Genomic DNA, 18,756 nt, shown 5'->3' on the forward strand with positions numbered 1-18,756 from the left:
GCTGAACGTACAGGGAAGCTCGATCCACCCCCCCCTCCTCCCACGCGACTGGCTGCTCATCCACTAGGGCGCCAACCCCCACCAAGGCGCCCTTGTCGTAGCCCACCACCCACAGCACCGCGACCTCCTGATCATCAAGCGAGCCACCCACCAGACCCCGGAAGGCTGGTGGCTGGAAAGCGACAACCAGCAGGCCCCCGGCCGCCAAGACAGCTGGACCTTCGGCCCCGTCCAGGACTCCCAAGTAGTAGGCCGAGTCCTAACTCGCTACCGCCCCCTCCGAGCCCCCCACCTCCCGCACCGCATCGACCAGAGTCCGCCCGTCACGGGCAACCGCTAGGCCGCGCCGCCCCTCAGTCAGAGTCGGCCCTGCCGGACACCGACCGGTTCAACGGCAGTTGCCCCCAACGACAGACGCACCCACCGGAAGCCCGGCGGGCGTGATGTCCCGGCCGCATCCGGCCGAATGCTGACAGACCGCGACGCACAGCGAGGAAGTCGTGGCCATTCGTATCCGGCGGCGTACCAAACCCGCCGAATGTCAGATCGGACGCTTCTGAAGCACCGGATTCTCCCCAGCGACGGAGGGCTTCAAACGCGGTCCAGCGCAAGTCTGATCAGGCAAATGACCGCGCTGCGAAAGGGTCCGGTAACTGATAGTCGCCTGTGTTGGCTGGGAATTAAGAGAAGACGCGTACGTCGCCCTAACGGCCTACCGAAACACACTGTGATCTACACCACAACGAATGATCCACCGGGGATCTTCCCCTCTTCGGGCCGTCGGGTTACGTTAAGGCGGCTTTAACAACCCTTTACTCCTAGGGGTTCATATGGGTCGCGGTTCGGCATGCCGTTGTGCGTCGGTTCTTCGGTTGTTGTTGTGGCGCCGCCCCGGCCCGATCGCCCGCTTGCTGGCGTTGACAATGGTCGCCGCTGTGCTGCAAGTTCCGATGGCATCGCCATTACCGGGACCCGTAGCCCACGCCGACGAGCCGAAGGCGGCGGCGACCGAGCAGCAGGCGGTCGCGGTGGCGAAGCAGACTGGGGACCCGGTCGAGGTCATCTCCCGCCGGGGGGAGAGTCGCACGGTGCGGGCGCTGCCGAACGGCCGGATCGAGGTCGAGCAGCATGTCCAGCCGATCCGTGCCCGCCAGGGCGGCGAATGGGCCGACATCGACACGGCTCTGCACCGCTCGGGCGACGCGATCGTGCCGGCCGCGACCACGGTCGGGCTGCGGTTCTCCACCGGTGGGGACGATCCGATGGTGCAACTGACCCGGGCTGGCCGAAAACTGGCGCTGACCTGGCCGCAGCCGCTGCCTGAACCGTCCTTGGACGGTGACACCGCGGTGTACAAGGGCGTGGCCGGACCGGACGTCGACCTGCGCCTGCGGGCACTGTCGGACGGGTTCGCGCACGTCCTGGCGGTCAAGACCGCCGAAGCCGCGAAAGACCCGCGGGTGGCCAAACTGGTGCTCGGATTGTCGACCTCGGGGCTTGCTGTTCGCGAGGACCCTCAGAGCGGGATGGTGACGGCGACCGACACCGGGTCGGGCGCCGGAATGTTCGCCGCACCCGCACCGCAGATGTGGGACTCCTCTCGCGCGGAACCCGCGAGCGCGCCAGCCCGTGCCGCGCAAGACGCCGGGGAGCCGACCGAGGAACCGGCGATGGGTGCCAAGACCGCGCCGATCGAGGTGACGGTGGCCGACGGGAAGGTCACATTGACGCCGGACCAGGCGTTGCTGACCGCGCCCGACACCACGTTCCCGGTGTACCTCGACCCGGTGTACAGGACGCTGAAGGCGTCGTCGTGGGGGATGGTGACGTCGGGCTGGCCGGATGAGAACTATCCGATGTTCAACGGCAAGTCCACCGAGGGGATGGGGCGGTGCGAGGTTGCCAAGGACCCCAACTGCGTCAAGAACCAGACCAAGCGGTTGTTCTACCGGTTGCCGCTGCCGTCGCTCAAGGGCCGCTACATCCAGAGCGCCGAGGTCATCGCGTACGAGACCAGTGCCTACAACTGCAGTAACAAGACCTCGGTGCAGTTGTGGCGGACCAACACATTGAAGTCGTATGCGACGTGGAACAACACCAACAGTTCGTCGGTGTGGGATGCGCATCTGGCCTCGCGAGATGTGGCGTTCTGCTCGAAGGCGCCGGTGGAGTTCGGCGGGTCAACGCTGCGGGCGCATGTGCAGGACGCGGTGAACAAGGGCTACGGCACGATCACGTTCGGGCTGAAGGCCTACAGCGAGTCGACGATGGACTGGTGGAAACGGTTCGCCGATGACGCCTACCTGAAGGTGCAGTACAACAACCCGCCCAAGCAGCCCGACACCGACACGATGTTCGCCAAGCCCGGCGGGAGCTGCGCCTCGTCGGGCAGCGCCAAGTGGGTCAACGTGGTGCCGACGGTGTTCGCGACCCTCGTCGACCCGGATACCGAAGACAAGAACAAGGTGCAAGGCCAGTTCACATTGCACTGGGCCAACAACCCGGACGGGTCGGACTGGGGCCCGAAATGGACGTCGGGTCTGGTCGGTCCGAAGACGTCGGGTACCCAATTCCAACAGGAGTTGCCGCCGACGATCCCGAAGAACACGAGTATCGGCTGGGGCGTCCGCGTCTGGGACGGCGCGCAATGGGGCCCGTGGAGCTACGACGGCGCGCAAACGGGCTGCTACTTCCTCTTCAACCCGGACCTGCCGGCCAAACCCACGATCACCTCGACGGACTACCCGGCAGATGGTCCTTGGACGGACGGAGTCGGCGTCCCCGGCACCTTCACCATCAGTGACGCCGCCGGTCTCGCCGACCGGTACGTAGTCTGGCTGAACGGTGTCCAATACACGACCGTGACCACCAGTGCGGGCGCTGCGCGGCAGGTCCAGATCACACCGACGATGTCAGGCCCGAATCACCTGACCGTGGAGGCGTTCACTCCTTCTTCACAAGACGGCAGCACGTTCACCTATCAGTTCCGCGTGAATACCGGGAAACCGCCTAAGGCGCGATTCTCCCTGGACGAGCCCGCTGGCTCGACGGCTGTGCAGGCTGTTACCCGGGACGGTGACCCGGCCGTTTCGGCGGCGACACACGGAACCGTCACGTTCGGTACTGATGGGCAGGATGGCGATGCGATCCAGTTGGATGGCTCTACGGGATACGCGGCCACGAATGGCCCGGTGATCGACACTACGAAGAGTTTCGCGGTGTCGGCTTGGCTGAAGGCGGACGGTTCGGTTTCCTCACCCACCAGGAACTTCACCGCCGTCTCCGCCCGCGGCGAGAGCAAGAGTGCCTTCTACTTGAAGTATGTCGAGGCCACGGGGCGGTGGGTGTTCGCGAGGACCGCCGTCGATGGCGATGACCCGGGCTGGTTTCAAGCGGAGTCGAAAGACCCGGCTCAGACCGATGAATGGACGCACCTGGTCGGGGTCTTTGACGCGGTGGCCAAACGGCTGCATATCTACGTCAACGGTGAGCGGGGCGTCGACAGCCCCGAAGTGAGCTCGGTGTGGAATGCCAGCGAGGGGTTGGAGATCGGGCGGTCGCAGTGGGGCGGCACTCCCGTCGACTACTGGGCAGGACAGATCGACGATGTGCGGGTCTACGACCGGATCGTGGGCCAGGAAGAAGTCAATGAACTCGTCAACCAGCACCCGGTGCTGAAGGCGCGTTGGAAACTCAACAAGGCTGTGGACCTTTCCAGCCCCGGTGAGCCATCACGGACCCCGCCGGTGCCTGCGCTGACCCTGAGCCAAGGCGCGACCATCGATCCGGACGCGCAGTTCATGTGGGCTTTGGGGGCGGGAGGGCTGAACCTCAACGCCACCGAGCACGCTTACGCGCAGTCGCAGGACTGGGTGATCCACACCGACGAGAGTTTCACGGTCGCGGGATGGGTCCGCAACGTTGGCAGGCCGCAGCTACCCGCCACGGTGTTCTCCCAAGCCGGAGCCAACGCCAACGTATTCACGCTCCGGTACGTCCCGGGCGAGGACCCGGAACTGCAGGGAGGCTGGCAGGCCGAGATGCGCAACTCCGACAGCTCCGCTGGCGACCCGATGGTGGCATCGCACTCGGCCTTCCCTGAAGGGAACTGGGCTCATATCGCGGTCGTGTACGACGCATTGCGGGATCGCCTCAGCCTCTACGTCAACGGGGAACTGGACGAGACCTCCGCGGGGGTGTCACAGGAGGACCATGTGGTGGGGTTCCCCACTGAGAACGCCCTCCTGCAAGTGGGGCGGAACAAGCTCGGTACCGGCGACGCCACGGAGTCCTGGCCGGACGCCATCGACGACATATGGGTCTACCAGGGTGCGCTGACCAAGGACCAGATTCACATTCTGGCCGGGCCAACCGAGATCACCACTGAGGACGGACCCTAGCGGCACACCGGCGGCCGAGCGCCGCACGACCGGCTCCGCTCCCTGCGGTGACGGTGAAGACCCCTGTGATGTGCGCCGCCTGGGCGAGGCGGCCGCGATGGAGGATGCCGTGAACGCAGGCCGGAAGGTGTCTGGTCGCACCCGCCGCAGGACGCTGGTGCTGGGATCACGCCGAGCCATTCTGCTGGCCGCGGGGGCCATGGCGGTGGTGATGCCCGCCGGTCTGCTGTCGGTGCCATCGGCGCTGGCTGAGCCGCCGGCCTCGGGCCCGCCGAAGGTGGCGACTCACGAGCGGCCGGTGCCGGGGCATGACCTGAAGGTCCGGCCCCGCAGAACCGAACCGCCAAAGCCCGGCCCAGCCGCGAAGGTGACCTGGCCGTCCCCTGGCAGCGCAGAGGTGAGCGTCCCGTCGGGTCCCACCGGCAAGGCCAAGTCGTCGAGAGGCGCGGGCGCCGCCGCGTCTCGCGCAGGCAAGCTCCCCGTGGAGGTTCTCCCACCGGGTAGGACGCTTGACGCTGCCACCCCAGCCGCTGGGAAGGTGCGCATCCGGGTTCTTGGTCAGCAGACCACCCGCAGTCTCGGCGTTGACGGTCTGGCGTTCACCGTGGCCCGCACGGACGCCGCGGCACCGGGCAGGGTAGGGGTGCGGCTGGACTACTCGAAGTTCGCGCAGGCGTTCGGCGGTGCGTACGGCGCCCGGTTGCGGCTTGTGCAGTTGCCATCGTGTGCCCTCACCACGCCGACGATGCGGGAGTGTCGGACGGGTAAGCCAGTCACAGCGAGCAATAACGGAGCTGCCAAGACACTCACAGCGGATATCGAAGCGGTTCCGGCGGCCGGTTCCGGTTCGCGGGCGGCGGCGGGAGAGAACGGGACACTGCTGGTCGCAACGGCCGGCTCCGAGGGTTCGCAGGGCGACTACAAGGCCACGTCGCTGGAGGCGTCGGCGACGTGGAGCGCCGGTGGTAATACCGGTGACTTCACCTGGTCGTATCCGATGCGGGTGCCACCCGTGCCCGGCGGTATGAACCCGAAGGTCGAGATCTCTTATTCGTCCGGAAGCGTGGATGGCAAGACCGCCAACACCAACGGTCAGCCGTCCTGGGTTGGTGAAGGTTTCGACCTCTGGCCCGGCTACATCGAACGACGCTTCAAATCTTGCGAGGATGATGGCGCGCCCAAGGACGAGTGGGGCAATTCACCGGGGGACCAGTGCTGGGGGTACGACAATGCCACAGTCACCTGGAACGGCAAGGGCGGGGAGCTGATCAAGGCGTCCGACGGAACCTGGCGGATGAAGGGCGACGACGGCACCAAGTTCGAGAAGCTCACCAGCTCCTCCGTCGGCAACGGCGACGAGGACGGGGAGTACTGGAAAGTCACGACGACCGACGGCACCCAGTACTTCTTCGGGCTGAACCGGCTGCCGGAATGGACGAAGGGCAAGCCGGAGACGCAATCGACGTGGACCGTGCCCGTTTTCGGTGACGATGCGGACGAGCCCTGTCACAAATCTACCTTCAAAGAGTCTTGGTGCCAGCAGGCCTACCGGTGGAATCTGGACTACGTCGTCGACTCATCCGGCAACGCCATCAACTACACCTACGGCCAAGAGATCAACCATTACGGCCGCAACCTCAAGGCGGAAGACGAAACGTCCTACGTACGTGGCGGTTACCTGAAGACGATCTCCTACGGGCTCCGCAAGGACGCCTTGTTCGCCAAGGCGCCCGCGCAGGTAACCTTCACCACCTCGGAGCGGTGCGTCCCGGACACCGGCTTCGACTGCGACCCGTCCAAGATCGGCGACAAGCCCGACTACTGGTGGGACGTCCCGTGGGATCTGCACTGCGACTCCGGCCAGGAATGCAAGGACACGCACGGCAGCCTCGCGCCGACGTTCTGGTCCCGCAAGCGGCTTACCGAGGTCACCACTCAGATCCTCAAAAGCGATGGGTCGGGGTACCGACCGGTGGACTCCTGGTCGTTGACCCACAAATGGGGTTTGGCCGATGTCGAGCGTGACCTGCTGCTGACTGATATTCAGCACACCGGGCACGCCGCCGATGGTGGCACGACCATATTGCCGAAGGTCACCTTCCATCCGATCCAGATGGACAACCGGCTGGATGAAGTCGGCGACGACATCTTGGGTTACGTTCGCTACCGGGTCGGCGCGATCGACGATGAATCCGGCGGGCGAATCGACATCAACTACTCCGACTCCGACTGCTCCTTGAGTGATCGGCCAACGCCGGAGACCAATACCACCAGGTGCATGCCGGTGATCTGGACCCCGCCGGGCCGAGAAAAGCCGATCACCGACTGGTTCCACAAGTATGTGGTCACTTCGGTATTCCAGACCGACCGGACCGGCCTGTCACCGGACATGGTCACCAAGTACCAGTACGTGGGCGATGCGGCCTGGCATTTCGACGACGACAACGGACTGACCAAGGATAAGAACAAGACCTGGTCGCAGTGGCGCGGTTACGGGCATGTCCGCACGTTCACCGGCGATCAGGCCGATCCTGCCACGCAGAGTGATGCCTATTACCTGCGAGGAATGGACGGGGACCGTAAGACCAAGGACGGCGGTACCAAGTCGGTCACCGTCTCCGACGGCGAGGGCGGCACCTACACGGATCACGACGCGTTGGCTGGTTTCACGCTCAAGACCGTTCAGTACACCGAGCCCGGCGGCAACGTACACGCCAAGACCGTCAACACCCCGTGGCGGGTGCAGACCGCCTCCCAGACCCGTTCGGGAAGCACGATCACCGCGAACGTGGTGAGCGCCGCCTCGTCTCACACGTGGACGGCCAAGGACGGGGGCGGCTGGACCGAGACCAAGACCGAAACCGGCTTCACCGCCTCCGGCCCCGGGATCGGCCGAGTCACCTCTGTCAGCGACCTTGGGGACGTCACCACTCCGGCTGACGACAAATGCACCCTGACCACCTATGTCGACAACGTCGGCTCCTGGATGTTGAGTTATCCGTCCCGGGTAGAGAGCCTTTCGGTCGCCTGCGCCACAACGCCCACCCGTCCGGACAATGTCGTTACCGATGCCCGTACCTACTACGACAACGGTGGCCTGGGCGACGCCCCGTCCAAGGGGGACATCACCAAGGTCGAGAACCTCGCCGACTATGACGATGGCGCGCCTCGGTATGTAACGCAGGCCACGACGACGTATGACACCTTTAGCCGTGTCACGCAGGTGAAGGACGCGCTCGGGCAGCCGACCACCACGGCCTATATCGATCCCCAGGGCCTGACCACCAAGGTCACGACCACCACTCCGCCGGCCAAACCCGAGGTCGCCTCGTCGGCACTGACCACCGTCAAGGAACTGGATCCGGCGTGGGGACAGCCCACCAGAATCATCGATGCCAACAACCTCAAGAGCGACCTGGCCTATGACGGTCTAGGCCGGCTGCACAAGGTTTGGCTGCCCGACCGCTCCAAGGCCACCGGCCAGAACCCGAACTACCAGTTCGACTACCAGGTGGCCGAGGGGCAGATCGTCGCCGTCACCACCCAAGGCCTCACCGCGGCCGGCGCGCAACGGCTTGCGAAGATCGAGCTACTGGACGGGTGGCTTCGCCCGAGGCAGACACAGGTCCCCGGCCCCGATGGCCGACTGATCAGCGACACCTTCTACGACAACCGCGGCCAGGCCGTCACGACATACGCGCCCTACACGGCAGAAGAACCTCCCAAGGCAGAACTGTTCGGCATCGACGCCCCGGGCAAGATCGAAACACAGAACCGCACCGAGTACGACGGGCTCGGCCGCAAGACCGCCGAGCGTGTCACCTCGCACAACGGCAACCAGCCCGAGCAGGAACTGTGGCGCACCACCTACTCCTATGGCGGCGGCAACCGAGTCTCGGTCACCCCGCCCGAGGGCGGCACCCCGTCCGCGCAGATCACCAATGCCCGCGGGCAGGTGATCGAACGCCGCCAGTACAAGGCCGCCACCCCGGCCGGTGAGTTCGACGCCACGACCTACGCCTACACCCCAGCCGGCGAGATCGCCTCGGTCACCGACCCGTCCGGCAACACCTACACCACCACCTACGACCTACGCGGCCGCAAGACCAAGACCACCGACCCCGACAAGGGCGCCGCCACCTACGCCTACAACGACCTGAACCAGCTGACCTCCACTACCGATGCCCGCGGTAAGAAGGTCTTCGCCGAATACGACGGTCTCGGACGCAAGACCGCCACCCGGAAGGACGCGACGGACGGCCCGCTGCTGACTTCGTTCACCTACGACACCGCAGTACGCGGCAAGGGCAAACCGGCCACCGCGACCCGCCATCATGACGGCGCCGCCTACACCAGCCAAGCCCGTGTCTACGACTATCTCGGTCGCCCCCAGGTCACCGGCATCACCATCCCGGAGGAACAGGGTGCGCTCGCCGGAAGCTACGGCTTCAACACCATCTACAACCTCGACGGAACCCTCAAATACAACGGCCTGCCCGCCGCCGGCGGCCTGCCCGCCGAGAACACCGAGACCGGGTATGACACCTGGCTGAGGCCGACCAGCCTGCATAGCGCGAGCGGCACCTACGTTGGCAGCAAAACCACCTACACCCCCACAGGCAAACTCCAGCGACTGGAGCTCGGTGGCACCATCGGCAAACGCGTCTACGAGACCTTCTCCTATGAGTACGGCACCCAGCGACTGGCTACTGCCCAGACCCTCCGTGAAGGCCGGACGGAATTCGACCGCAATGCCGCCTACCACTACACGGATTCCGGCGCCATCACCTCGATCACCGACAGCACCACCGCCGGTATCGACAACCAATGCTTCACCTACGACCACCTTCAGCGCCTCACACAAGCCTGGACTCAGGGCACCACTGATGCCTGCGCCACCGAACCCGCCGATTCCCTGATCGGCGGCCCGGCCCCGTACTGGCAGACCCTCACCTACGACACGGCCGGCAACCGCAAAGCCGAAACCCAGCACGGCATCGCCGGTGTTGCCGACACCATCCGCACCTACACCTACAATCCCGCCGGACAAGGCAATCGCCTAAACCAGGTCACCTCGGCCGGACCCACAGGCCAGCGCACCGACACCTACGCTTACGACGCCACCGGCAACACCACGCAACGCGTCATCGACGCTGGCCCCTCCAACACCGGCCAGACTCTGGAATGGGACACCGAGGGCGAACTGGCCAAGGTCACCGAGAACGGCAATGACGCCACCTTCATCTACGACACCGGTGGCAACCGCCTGATACGCAAAGACCCCGCCGGCTCGACCCTGTACCTGCCCGGTGGCACCGAACTCCGCGTCCTCAGCGGTTCCACCACCGTAACCGGCACCCGCTACTACGGCTTCGCCGGTCAGACCGTTGTGATGCGCACCTCCGACGGCACCGTCACCTATCTGACCGCTGACCACGCAGGCAGCGCACAGATCGCCATCAACGCCGCCACCCAGGCCAGCACCATCCGCCGCTTCACCCCCTTCGGGGGAATTCGCGGCATGGACGACGACGCCACCTGGCCAAACGACAAGGGCTTCGTCGGCGGTACCCAGGACCCCACGGGCCTCACCCACCTGGGCGCCCGCGAATACGACCCCGGCACCGGCCGCTTCATCTCCGTCGACCCCCTCATGGACCAGGCCGACCCGCAGCAGATGAACGGCTACACCTACGCCAACAACTCACCCGTCACCAACGCCGACCCTGACGGCGACATGTGCCGCAGGACTCGGGACGGCATGGAGTGCTTCAACGGCGATGGCGTGGATCGCCGCCCGAACAACAAGGGCGGTTATGACGTCTACGACGGCCACGGCACCAGAGTGGCCTCATCCGGCGGAGGGATAAACTCCCGAACGGCACGCAGAGTCGGTGCCTGGAACACCATCCCAGTTCCCCAGAGCATCGATATCGTGCGCTTCCGGGAAAAGTTCTGGAACTACTTCTACCAGTTCGCCAACCCGGGCGGATATCGTTATGCCCCGGCTGTCCAAGCGACCGACATCGAAGCCGCCCTGCACGCTTGCCGCGATATGGGCGAATGCGTCCATTCAATGTTCTACCTGAACCTGAACAAGGCATGGGTCGACCTCAACGGTGGGATCGGGATCCTCTTCAGCGGTGGTCGCGGACGCCGTGGACGTCCCGGCGTCAGAGCAGTGGCCGGGCGGCGGATGTTGGCCAAGGCGGTCCGAGGCCTAGGCGGCTGCAGCAGCTTCGTTCCTGAGACCGACGTCCTCATGGCCGACGGCACCCACAAGTCCATCCAAGACGTCAAGGTCGGCGATAAAGTCCTCGCCACCGATCCCGAAACAGGCGAAACACGCGCGCAACCAGTCCTGGGCACCATCACCAGCAAGGGCGACAAGAAACTCGTCCAGATCACCGTGGACTCCGATGCGCCGGCCTTGGTCCCGACGTCTGGCCGGGCTGCCGAGCAGGGGTCGGCCAAGACCTTCGGCAAGTCCGCCAAGAGGGGCCTCGTCGTCGCCACTGACACCCACCCCTTCTGGGTCACCGGTGACATCAACACCTGGGTCAAGGCCGCCGATCTCAAACCCGGCATGTGGCTGCGCACCAGCGCCGGCACCTACGTCCAGATCACCGCCACCAAACACTGGACCACATATCACCAGCGCGTCCACAACCTCACCGTTGCCAACAGCCACACGTATTATGCCGAGGCGGGTGACCGGCCTGTCCTTGTCCACAACTGCGGCGGATATTTTAAAGGGCATGCTTCGACATGTTCGTGCGAAGGTAGGTCGGGCTACGATATAACCCTTGAAAGTAGTGCCCACGCAGGGGAGGCGACTGGCAGTGCTGGCAACCTCACTCGTCATTCTCTGCAGCGTTTGGCGCAGCGTGGGGTTTCAGAAGAGCAGGCTCAGGCGACTCTTGCAAGAGAACCATTCTCCTACCATCACGACGATCAATGGAAAACTGGATATTATGATCCCGAATCCAAGATATTCGTCGCAAAAACTATCGATGGTAACATCAATACTGTCATGACCGGAGTGGATCAGAATTACATCAATAGACTCAGGGGGGTTCGGTGACCATGGTCGATGTAAAAGTTACATATGACAAAAGCGCGAACGCGGCGTACCTGTATTTCAGCAATCATCCGGACCGTGCGGAAGTGGCGCATATGTATCCATGTGATCCAGTTGAGGTGGGGGGAATGATCAATCTCGACTTTGATAAGAATGGGCGCATTATAGGAATCGAGGTCCTGGCCGCCAGTTCGAAGCTGCCAAAGTGGATCCTTGAGGCAGCCGAGCGACTGGATGTTGACTGAATTTCTCACTCTTCACGTGCAAGTTTCTGGGCGAGGTCTACTATCGGAAGAAGCGTGGCGAGAACCGGGTGATGTCCGGGACCGCCGATGATGTCGACGCAGTGATCAACGATCTCTTGGCTTCTCCGGCCGATCAAGACATGGCTGAACTGCACTCCCTGGAGCGAACTTTGCTGCCGTCAGGATTTCCTGACAACGAACTTCTGGTCGGGGTCGACAGCACTCTCCAAGTCGGCGCCCTGGAGTTTATGGACGCCGATGGCAACGTAGTTTCACGTGGCTTGCTGGGAGGTAGCAGGGCTCCGGCGTAGTGGAAGTCACGGCCTGATTGTCCGGTTCGGGTCGGCCGGGTGGAGGGTGCGGAGATGCGTGCAGGCACGGCCTCCGTGATCATGAATTTGTCTACGCCCTATAATTTAAGAGGATCTGCGGTTTCCCCACTTTGGTGATCGTTTGAGTGGAATGATCGTCTTGTGGCGAAGAAGGGGCGTAGAGGAGCGGCTGGCCGGGGTGCGGATGCTTGAGCAGGGGCTTCCGGTGGACAAGGTCGCGGCCGCGGTTGAGGTTGATCGGTCGACGTTGTTGACGGGTGGAAGAACTACCGGCTGATCGGTCCGGAGTCGTTGCGGACGAAGAAGGCGCGCGGCTCGGACGGCAAGCTGAGTGAGGCGCAGCTGCGGGAGTTGTATGCGTTGTTGGTGGGAGCCGATCCCCGGCAGTTGAGCTTCGGGTTCGCGTTGTGGACCCGCGCGATGGTTGGAGAGCTGATCTTCCGGCGGTTCAGGATCCGGGTGTCGGTCGCCACGGTGGGCAGGACGCTGTGGAGGTTGGGGATGTCGCCGCAGAAGCCGCTGTACCGCGCTTACCAGCAGAATCCAGAGAAGGTCGAGAAGTGGAAGGCTGAGACCTATCCGGAGATCCGCCGGCGGGCCGCCGAGGAGGGCGCGGAGATCTTCTTCGTAGATGAGGCGGCCATCCGGACCGACCTCCACTCCGGGACCAGGTGGGCGCCGATCGGCCAGACCCCGGTCGTGGAAATGACCGGGGCACGTACATCGGTAATGATGATTTCAGCGGTGTCGCCGAAGGGGAAACTGCGCTTCATGGTCCACGACGAGGGCCTGAAGTCCGAGGAGTTCATCAGCCTCTGCCGCTGGCTGCTGGACGATACCGACGGCAAGGTGTTCCTGGTCGTGGACGGCGGCCGCATCCACACCTCCAAGATGACCCGCCGGTTCGTGGAGCGCACCGAACGCCTGGAGCTGTTCTTCCTACCGCCCTACTCGCCCGAACTCAACCCCCGATGAGAGAGAGTGGGTGTGGAAGAACGTGAAGCGTGACCGCGTCGGCCGTCAGGCCGTCCAGAGCAACAAGGAGCTCCGCCTCTTCGCCACTGCCGCCCTGCACCGGCTCCAGAAGCTTCCCCGGCTCGTCCTGTCGTTCTTCGCCGACCTCCACCTCGCCTACATCGCGGCCTGACCAGAAACTCACAATTCAAGTCTAGAAACCACAGATCCCCTTAGATCACAGCAGGTCAGAACCGAAACTACAGCTGCCGTACATGACCTATGGGTCGCCGATCTGATGACGCAGAACCAGTCGCTGGCGCTTGGATAGAATGACATGACTGGTGTGGGAGGTTCCTAATGCTGCCCAAACCGCCCGTGGCCCTGTTATGTTGTGCCAACAAATGATCGCCAATATCAAATTAGGATCGTGGCACCGTGACCGACTTCGAACGTATTTTGGCGAGAGTTTTCGTGGAAATAGTGATATCCATTGACCTGAGCGATGATGACGATATCGACCCTGATGTGGCGACGGGTCTTCTGGAGCCTGTCGCGGCTCTTCTGCAAGAAATGCCGAGAGCGGATCGGCGGCGTTTGACCGAATTCATGCTCGAGTACGCGAACGACGAGGCCAACGCGGAGAGAAGTGCTACGGCCCTTGATCTGCCGACCGCTTTGGGGCTGGTCGAATAGCACTGCACCGGCCCGGTCGGGCAAGGCCGGGCACTGAGCCTCTGGGCGAGGCCTACTATCGGAAGGAGCATCGCGAGAACCGGGTGATGCTGGGGACCTCCGAGGATGTCGACGCAGTGATCAATGACCTCTTGGCTGGTTCGGCTGATCAAAACATGGCTGAACCCCACTCCCTGGAGCGAAGTCTGCTGCCGTCAGGATTTCCTGACCACGAACTTCTGGTCGGGGTCGACAGCACTCACCAAGTCGGCGCCTTGGAGTTTATGGACGCCGATGGCAATGTTGTTTCACATGGCTTGCCGGGAGGCAGAGACGTAGCTTCCTATTTCATCGTTGGGAATGAGGTCGAGTTCCCGGATCACTCGGAGGTTCCTGTCGACCTTGTTCGTCGGGCCGTTAAGGAGTTTTTGCTGTCTGGAGGGCAGCGGCCAACATGTGTTCAATGGCGGCGTCCTGAGTTCTGGTGATCCCACCAATAGGGTCAGGTGCCATGCCTGTCGTCGTCCACAAGGCCAGAGAAATGCACATGACACTAGACGGAAAAGTTGAATTCTCCGTTGCGGACGCCGGCGAGGAAGGCTTCCCATTCGGCGCGGGTGTAGATGATTACTTCGGCGTCGGGGTGGTGGCTGTGGCGGACGGCGACGCGGTCCGTCCCGTCCGCGAGGGGGCCTGCTTCGACGCAGTTGCCGCCGTGGTCTGGGCTGAAGCTGCTGATGTGCCAGGCGACGTCGGCTCGCGCCTGGGGGGTGAGTGCTTCGGGGGTCTCTGACTCGCTCACTACCATTCCTCTGCTGCCGCCGAGATCAGGTCGACTGATTCATCTGGCGTCAGGGCCAGACTCTGGTGACCAGCGTAAGCCTCGGCGAAGCGTTCGGTTTCGGGTGATTCGACGTAGATGGCGCCTGCCATCGTCTCCGTGTAGGCAACGTCCGGGAACGGAGCAGGCAACTCGAAGATCGTGAAGGCTCCGTGGGTGCTGGCAGGCGTGCCTGCGCGGAAGGGGAGGACGTGGAGATCCACTGTGGGCATGGTCGCGCAGTGCGTGAGATGGAGGAGCTGGTTCGCCATGACATGCGGGTCGCCGATCTGGCGGCGGAGGACCGCCTCGTCCAGAACCACAGTCAGATGGGCTGGGGCGTCGCCGTCCAGTATCTGCTGGCGGTTCATCCGCAGTTCGTGCCAGCGCTCCATCTGCTCGATCGTGGCGTTGGTGTCGTTGATGCGGATCACGGTTTCTGCGTATTCGGGCGTCTGGAGCAGACCGGGCACCCCAATGGCTGCGAACGAGCGGATGTGCGCGGCCCTCGACTCCAACCAGACGTAGTCGATCAACGACCCTGCCACGTCGGCGGCGTAGCCGTCCCACCAGCCCTTCTGCCAGACGTCCTGGCTGAGGGTCATGAGCGCTTCGCGGCGCCGCCGGTCCGAGATGCCGTACAGGTCGAGCAGGGCCATCAGGTCGGGGCGGCGGATCGGGTAGAAGCCGGACTCGAACCGGCTGACCGTCCCCGGGTCCCGCTGGAGGTACTCGGCGACCTCCTTGATCATCAGGCCGCTGCCGTCACGCAGTTCGCGTAGCTGCTGCCCAAGCCACTGCGAGCGCAGTGTTGCCCGCTGCCGTTCGGCCACGGTGGACTCCGTTCCTCACCCTGGGACACGACTTCACAAGAATCATGATGAACAACTTGTTCATCCGTACATCCGGTGCGAATATGCAAACTGTAGACCATGGGTCACGCTCTGCTGTCGCTCATGAAGAAGGGGCCGGGACGGATCATCGTGTGGAGGCGGAGCCGTCCCGGCCCGGTCGCTCGGAAGGGAGTATCCGGATGGATGACGTCCACGAGTCCGAACTGTTGCCTGTCTACCACGCCGAGGTGGCGGAGTGGGCGGTGGCGCTCGCGGGTGGGGTCGCGCCCCGGCTGTTCATGCTGGTGCGGGAGGACTTCGGTGAGGACGACGACGCTGTGGTGACGGAGGAGGTCCTTGCTTTCGGGATCGTGATGCCGGATGGGTCCGCTGCCACCGTTCCGCTGAGCGGGCGCGGGTTCGGGCGGTGGCTTACGCCGGAGAGCGCGTCGCGGCGGACGTCCTCAGATCTGGTCTGGCTGTCACCGGCACAGTGAGCCACGACGCCAGAAGGCCCCCTGACCGCTGGCGGTCCGGGGGCCGCGCGTTCATATGGCGGTGGTCATGGTGACTTCCTGGCCGGTCTGGGTGACGGTGATGCGGAACTGGCGAAGCGCGTTGGGTGCGCGTTTGGCCTGAAGGACCGATTGTGGCTGCTTCTGATCTCGCAGTGGCATGAAGAACGCGTCACCTACCGCGCGTCCAATGGCTGCGCCTTCTGTGACGTCGAGTACGAGGAGCGCTCCGGCGCATTCGGGACCTGAGTAAGGGACCACGATACGGCCACCGTCAACAGTCTGCTCGACCCACGAGTACGGGATCGTACGGGCCGCTGCCGTAACGATGACCCGGTCAAAGGATGCTTGCTCGGGCGCGCCGTTCTCGCCATCGCCGGTGATCACGGTGACCCGATCGGCGAAGCCTGTCCGCTCCAGTGCGGCCGACGCGGCGGCGGCCAGCTCGGAGTCGATCTCCACCGTGGTGACACGGACGCCGGCATCGGCCATGATCGCTGCGTTATAGCCGGTGCCGGTGCCGATCTCCAGCACGCTCAGGCCCGGCTTCAGCTCCGCCGCGTCGATCATCTGCCGCATGACGTAGATGGCTGACGACGAACAGGTCGGCCAGACCATTCCATTCGCGTCCATGCTGACCCGAGTGACCACCGAGTCTTCGCTGGCGACGTGTTCCGCCCACAACTCGGGGTCGTCCGCGCGGTTGAGCGGCCGGAGTTGCTCATCTTCGGGTCGTATCCAGATTTGCTCTGGGATGAAGTCGGCCCGGTTTACGCCTGCCCCGAGCCGTTGCAGAGCGGACACGTCACTTCCTTCTTCTTCCCGTCGTCCCACTGGTCCTGCTTTCCCGATCCGTTGCAGCCCGTGCATGTGGCCGGCTTGCCGTGTTTGCCCATAAATCACCTCTCCGATTCCACTGTCGAGACAACGGTAAGCACTCCACATCCAACGAGGCGCGAAAGTTACGGAGAGTTATTGTCCGGTGACGTAACCGGATGGGTTCGAGGTCTGGGAGAACGCGATGCCGGACGCGCCCGCGCGAAGTTTGGAGAAGGGCTTGCCGACGCAGTGGGCCGCGTTGGTGAGGGCGGCGATCATGCCGGCTGGTCGGCGGCATGAACGAGAACGGCCGGACTGGTTGGTAAGAGGTCCCTCCGGCCATGGCGCTGATGGGGACCGGGTGATTGCCCGGGTGCTTCGTGATGAGGACTGAGATGTCCGAGAAGACGATCGCCGATCAGGTGGACGAGATGGGGCGTGCCATGGCGGAACAGCCCGCTAATCCGGCGACGGAGGTGTTCGCCGCCGAGCAGCAGGCGCTGCGGGAGCGCGGTGTACCGGCCGGGGTCGCCGAGAAGGAGGCGCCGCTGCCGGATGCCGAGTTGCTGGACGCGACCGGGACGTCGGTGACGCTGAGCGATGCGCTCGGGAGCGTCCCGGCAGTGGTGGTGTTCTCTCGCGGGGTCTGGTGTCCGTACTGCAATCTGGCGCTGGCGACGTATCAGTGCGGGCTCCAGCCGGCGCTGGCCGAGCGCGGCGCGGTGCTGGTCGCGATCAGCCCGCAGCGGCTTGACGGCTCGCTGAGCGTCCAGGCGAAGCACGACCTCTCCTTCCGGGTGCTCTCGGATCCCGGCAACACCGTCGCGGGAGCGCTGGGGATCACTGTCACACCGGGGGACGATGTGCTCGCCGCGCCGCGCGCTTGGCCTCGACTTGGCCGAGGTCAACGCCGATCGGTCGCCAGGAAGCGGTCCAGTGCTTCGCTCATCGTGCACCGCCCTCTTCGTCCAGATATCCGTCAGCCGTCCTCAGAACCGGTCTGGCTGTCACCGGCTCGGTGAGGCCGGACGCCGGAAGCCCTCTGATTCCCTCAGCGGTTTTCGGGGCGTCCGGCAAGCGGTCGGTCGGCTGGCTGGGGGATCTGGCCGGTCCAGGTCGGGCTGCAGTCGTTCATGCGGGCCGCGGCGCCAAATCCGGCGGTCTGGGGCTCGTCAGCGCGCTGTTGTGCTTCTAGGGGAGGTCTTGGCTGGGCCTTCAGTGGTTGGCGTACGTTGTGCGTACACTGGGGTCATGGGTAGTGCGAAGGATGAGCGGATGCACGTTCGGGTGGAGCCGGGGCAGAAGGCTCTGCTGGAGGCGGCGAGTTCGGCGTCGGGGAGTACGGTGTCGGCGTTCGTGTTGAAGGCCGCGACGGAGGCCGCCGCGGACGTTCTGGCGGACCGGCGTGTGTTCGTGTTGGACGAGCAGGGCTGGCAGGCGTTCGACCAGGCGTTGGAGCGGTCGCCGGGTGAGGTTCCCGGCCTCCGGGAACTCTTGGAGACGCCGACGGTGCTGGATGGGCCCGATCCCGACGGGGCCGGGGAGTGAGCGTCCGGTTCGGTCCGGTCGAACCGCTGGCGAAGACGCACGTCCTGGCTGGGTTCGACTGCGGTTCGGTGGCGCAGTCCACATGGCTGACCAAGCATGCGCTTCAAGCACACCAGTCGGGATCGTCTCGGGTGTACGTCGTCACCGACAGGGACGACGAGCAGCGGCGGGTGGTCGGGTACTACGCGCTGGCCGCGGGGTCGGTGGCATCCGCCCAGGCGCCGCAGCGGATGGCCCAGGGCGCGGGCCGGTACCACCAGCCAGTCGTGATCCTCACCCGCCTGGGCGTGGATCTGGCCACCCAGGGCGATGGGCTGGGCCGTGCCCTGGTCGTCGACGCGCTGCGCCGGGTCGCCGCCGCCGGTGAGGTGATCGGGGTGCGCGCGTTGCTGATCCACTGCGAGAACGACGATGCCCGGGACTTCTACCAGCGCCTGGCCAAGTTCGATGCCGGCCCCACCGATCCGATGCACCTGTTCTTGCTGATGAAGGACCTCCGCAAGGCGCTCGGCAACGGATCCTGAGGGACTGGCA

General features: G+C 64.4%; 15 protein-coding genes and 1 pseudogene. 12 read left to right on the top strand and 4 right to left on the bottom strand.

Going from position 1 to position 18,756, the window contains the following annotated elements; genetic code table 11:
* Nucleotides 1-208 (bottom strand): hypothetical protein (locus tag E1293_RS48485; RefSeq protein WP_207938670.1); only part of this gene is annotated, 208 nt, incomplete at its 3' end.
* 700 nt (nucleotides 209-908) lie between these two features.
* Here E1293_RS48485 and E1293_RS04920 point away from each other — a divergent pair.
* From E1293_RS04920 to E1293_RS04950, 8 genes and pseudogenes are all read left to right on the top strand, one after another.
* Nucleotides 909-4,400 (top strand): LamG-like jellyroll fold domain-containing protein, encoded by a 3,492-nt coding sequence (locus E1293_RS04920; protein ID WP_165978078.1) that lies wholly within the window; start codon nucleotides 909-911, stop codon nucleotides 4,398-4,400.
* A 97-nt stretch (nucleotides 4,401-4,497) separates the two neighbouring features.
* A complete protein-coding gene (locus E1293_RS04925) occupies nucleotides 4,498-11,484 on the top strand; it encodes an RHS repeat-associated core domain-containing protein (RefSeq protein ID WP_132194255.1) in 6,987 nt (2,328 codons plus the stop codon).
* 2 nt (nucleotides 11,485-11,486) lie between these two features.
* Nucleotides 11,487-11,726 carry a DUF2283 domain-containing protein gene (locus E1293_RS04930; RefSeq protein WP_132194353.1) on the top strand — a complete coding sequence of 80 codons (240 nt, stop codon included), beginning with the start codon at nucleotides 11,487-11,489 and terminating at the stop codon, nucleotides 11,724-11,726.
* Nucleotides 11,727-11,797: 71 nt separating this feature from the next.
* Nucleotides 11,798-12,037, top strand: coding sequence for a hypothetical protein (locus tag E1293_RS04935; protein WP_132194257.1), 240 nt, complete (start codon nucleotides 11,798-11,800; stop codon nucleotides 12,035-12,037).
* 291 nt (nucleotides 12,038-12,328) lie between these two features.
* Nucleotides 12,329-13,033: pseudogene (locus tag E1293_RS04940) on the top strand (IS630 family transposase); the annotation flags it as partial.
* 22 nt (nucleotides 13,034-13,055) lie between these two features.
* Entirely contained in the window at nucleotides 13,056-13,205 is a 150-nt protein-coding gene (locus E1293_RS47275) for a hypothetical protein (RefSeq protein ID WP_165978080.1), read from the top strand.
* Between the two features lie 245 nt (nucleotides 13,206-13,450).
* The gene (locus E1293_RS04945) at nucleotides 13,451-13,708 is read left to right on the top strand and encodes a hypothetical protein (protein ID WP_132194261.1); all 258 of its coding nucleotides are present in this window, start codon (nucleotides 13,451-13,453) and stop codon (nucleotides 13,706-13,708) included.
* 86 nt (nucleotides 13,709-13,794) lie between these two features.
* On the top strand, nucleotides 13,795-14,175 hold the full coding sequence (locus tag E1293_RS04950) for an Imm1 family immunity protein (RefSeq protein WP_132194263.1): 381 nt from the start codon (nucleotides 13,795-13,797) through the stop codon (nucleotides 14,173-14,175).
* A 65-nt stretch (nucleotides 14,176-14,240) separates the two neighbouring features.
* Here E1293_RS04950 and E1293_RS04955 read toward each other — a convergent pair whose 3' ends face one another.
* Nucleotides 14,241-14,489: a DUF397 domain-containing protein gene (locus E1293_RS04955; RefSeq protein ID WP_243716025.1), complete on the bottom strand. Its 249-nt coding sequence runs from the start codon at nucleotides 14,487-14,489 to the stop codon at nucleotides 14,241-14,243.
* Complete coding sequence (locus tag E1293_RS04960; protein ID WP_132194267.1) at nucleotides 14,489-15,340, bottom strand: helix-turn-helix domain-containing protein; 852 nt, start codon at nucleotides 15,338-15,340, stop codon at nucleotides 14,489-14,491. Before E1293_RS04960 ends, E1293_RS04955 begins: the two co-directional genes overlap by 1 nt.
* A 200-nt stretch (nucleotides 15,341-15,540) precedes the next feature.
* Between E1293_RS04960 and E1293_RS04965 the strand changes: the two genes are divergently transcribed.
* Entirely contained in the window at nucleotides 15,541-15,837 is a 297-nt protein-coding gene (locus tag E1293_RS04965) for a hypothetical protein (protein WP_132194269.1), read from the top strand.
* Between the two features lie 51 nt (nucleotides 15,838-15,888).
* On the opposite strand, the gene E1293_RS04970 is transcribed toward E1293_RS04965, so the two are convergent.
* Nucleotides 15,889-16,659 (bottom strand): protein-L-isoaspartate O-methyltransferase family protein, encoded by a 771-nt coding sequence (locus E1293_RS04970; protein ID WP_243716026.1) that lies wholly within the window; start codon nucleotides 16,657-16,659, stop codon nucleotides 15,889-15,891.
* A 410-nt stretch (nucleotides 16,660-17,069) separates the two neighbouring features.
* Here E1293_RS04970 and E1293_RS04975 point away from each other — a divergent pair, with 410 nt between their 5' ends.
* The 3 genes from E1293_RS04975 (at nucleotide 17,070) to E1293_RS04985 (ending at nucleotide 18,746) form a co-directional block, all read left to right on the top strand.
* Nucleotides 17,070-17,696, top strand: a complete 627-nt coding sequence (locus E1293_RS04975; RefSeq protein ID WP_165978081.1) for a peroxiredoxin-like family protein — start codon at nucleotides 17,070-17,072, stop codon at nucleotides 17,694-17,696.
* 229 nt (nucleotides 17,697-17,925) lie between these two features.
* Nucleotides 17,926-18,222: a type II toxin-antitoxin system TacA family antitoxin gene (locus tag E1293_RS04980; RefSeq protein ID WP_132194273.1), complete on the top strand. Its 297-nt coding sequence runs from the start codon at nucleotides 17,926-17,928 to the stop codon at nucleotides 18,220-18,222.
* On the top strand, nucleotides 18,219-18,746 hold the full coding sequence (locus E1293_RS04985) for a GNAT family N-acetyltransferase (RefSeq protein ID WP_132194275.1): 528 nt from the start codon (nucleotides 18,219-18,221) through the stop codon (nucleotides 18,744-18,746). The genes E1293_RS04980 and E1293_RS04985 overlap by 4 nt, the downstream gene beginning before the upstream one ends.
* Nucleotides 18,747-18,756: the final 10 nt, after the last annotated feature.

The organism is Actinomadura darangshiensis, assembly GCF_004349235.1.
Classification (GTDB): Bacteria; Actinomycetota; Actinomycetes; order Streptosporangiales; family Streptosporangiaceae; genus Spirillospora; species Spirillospora darangshiensis.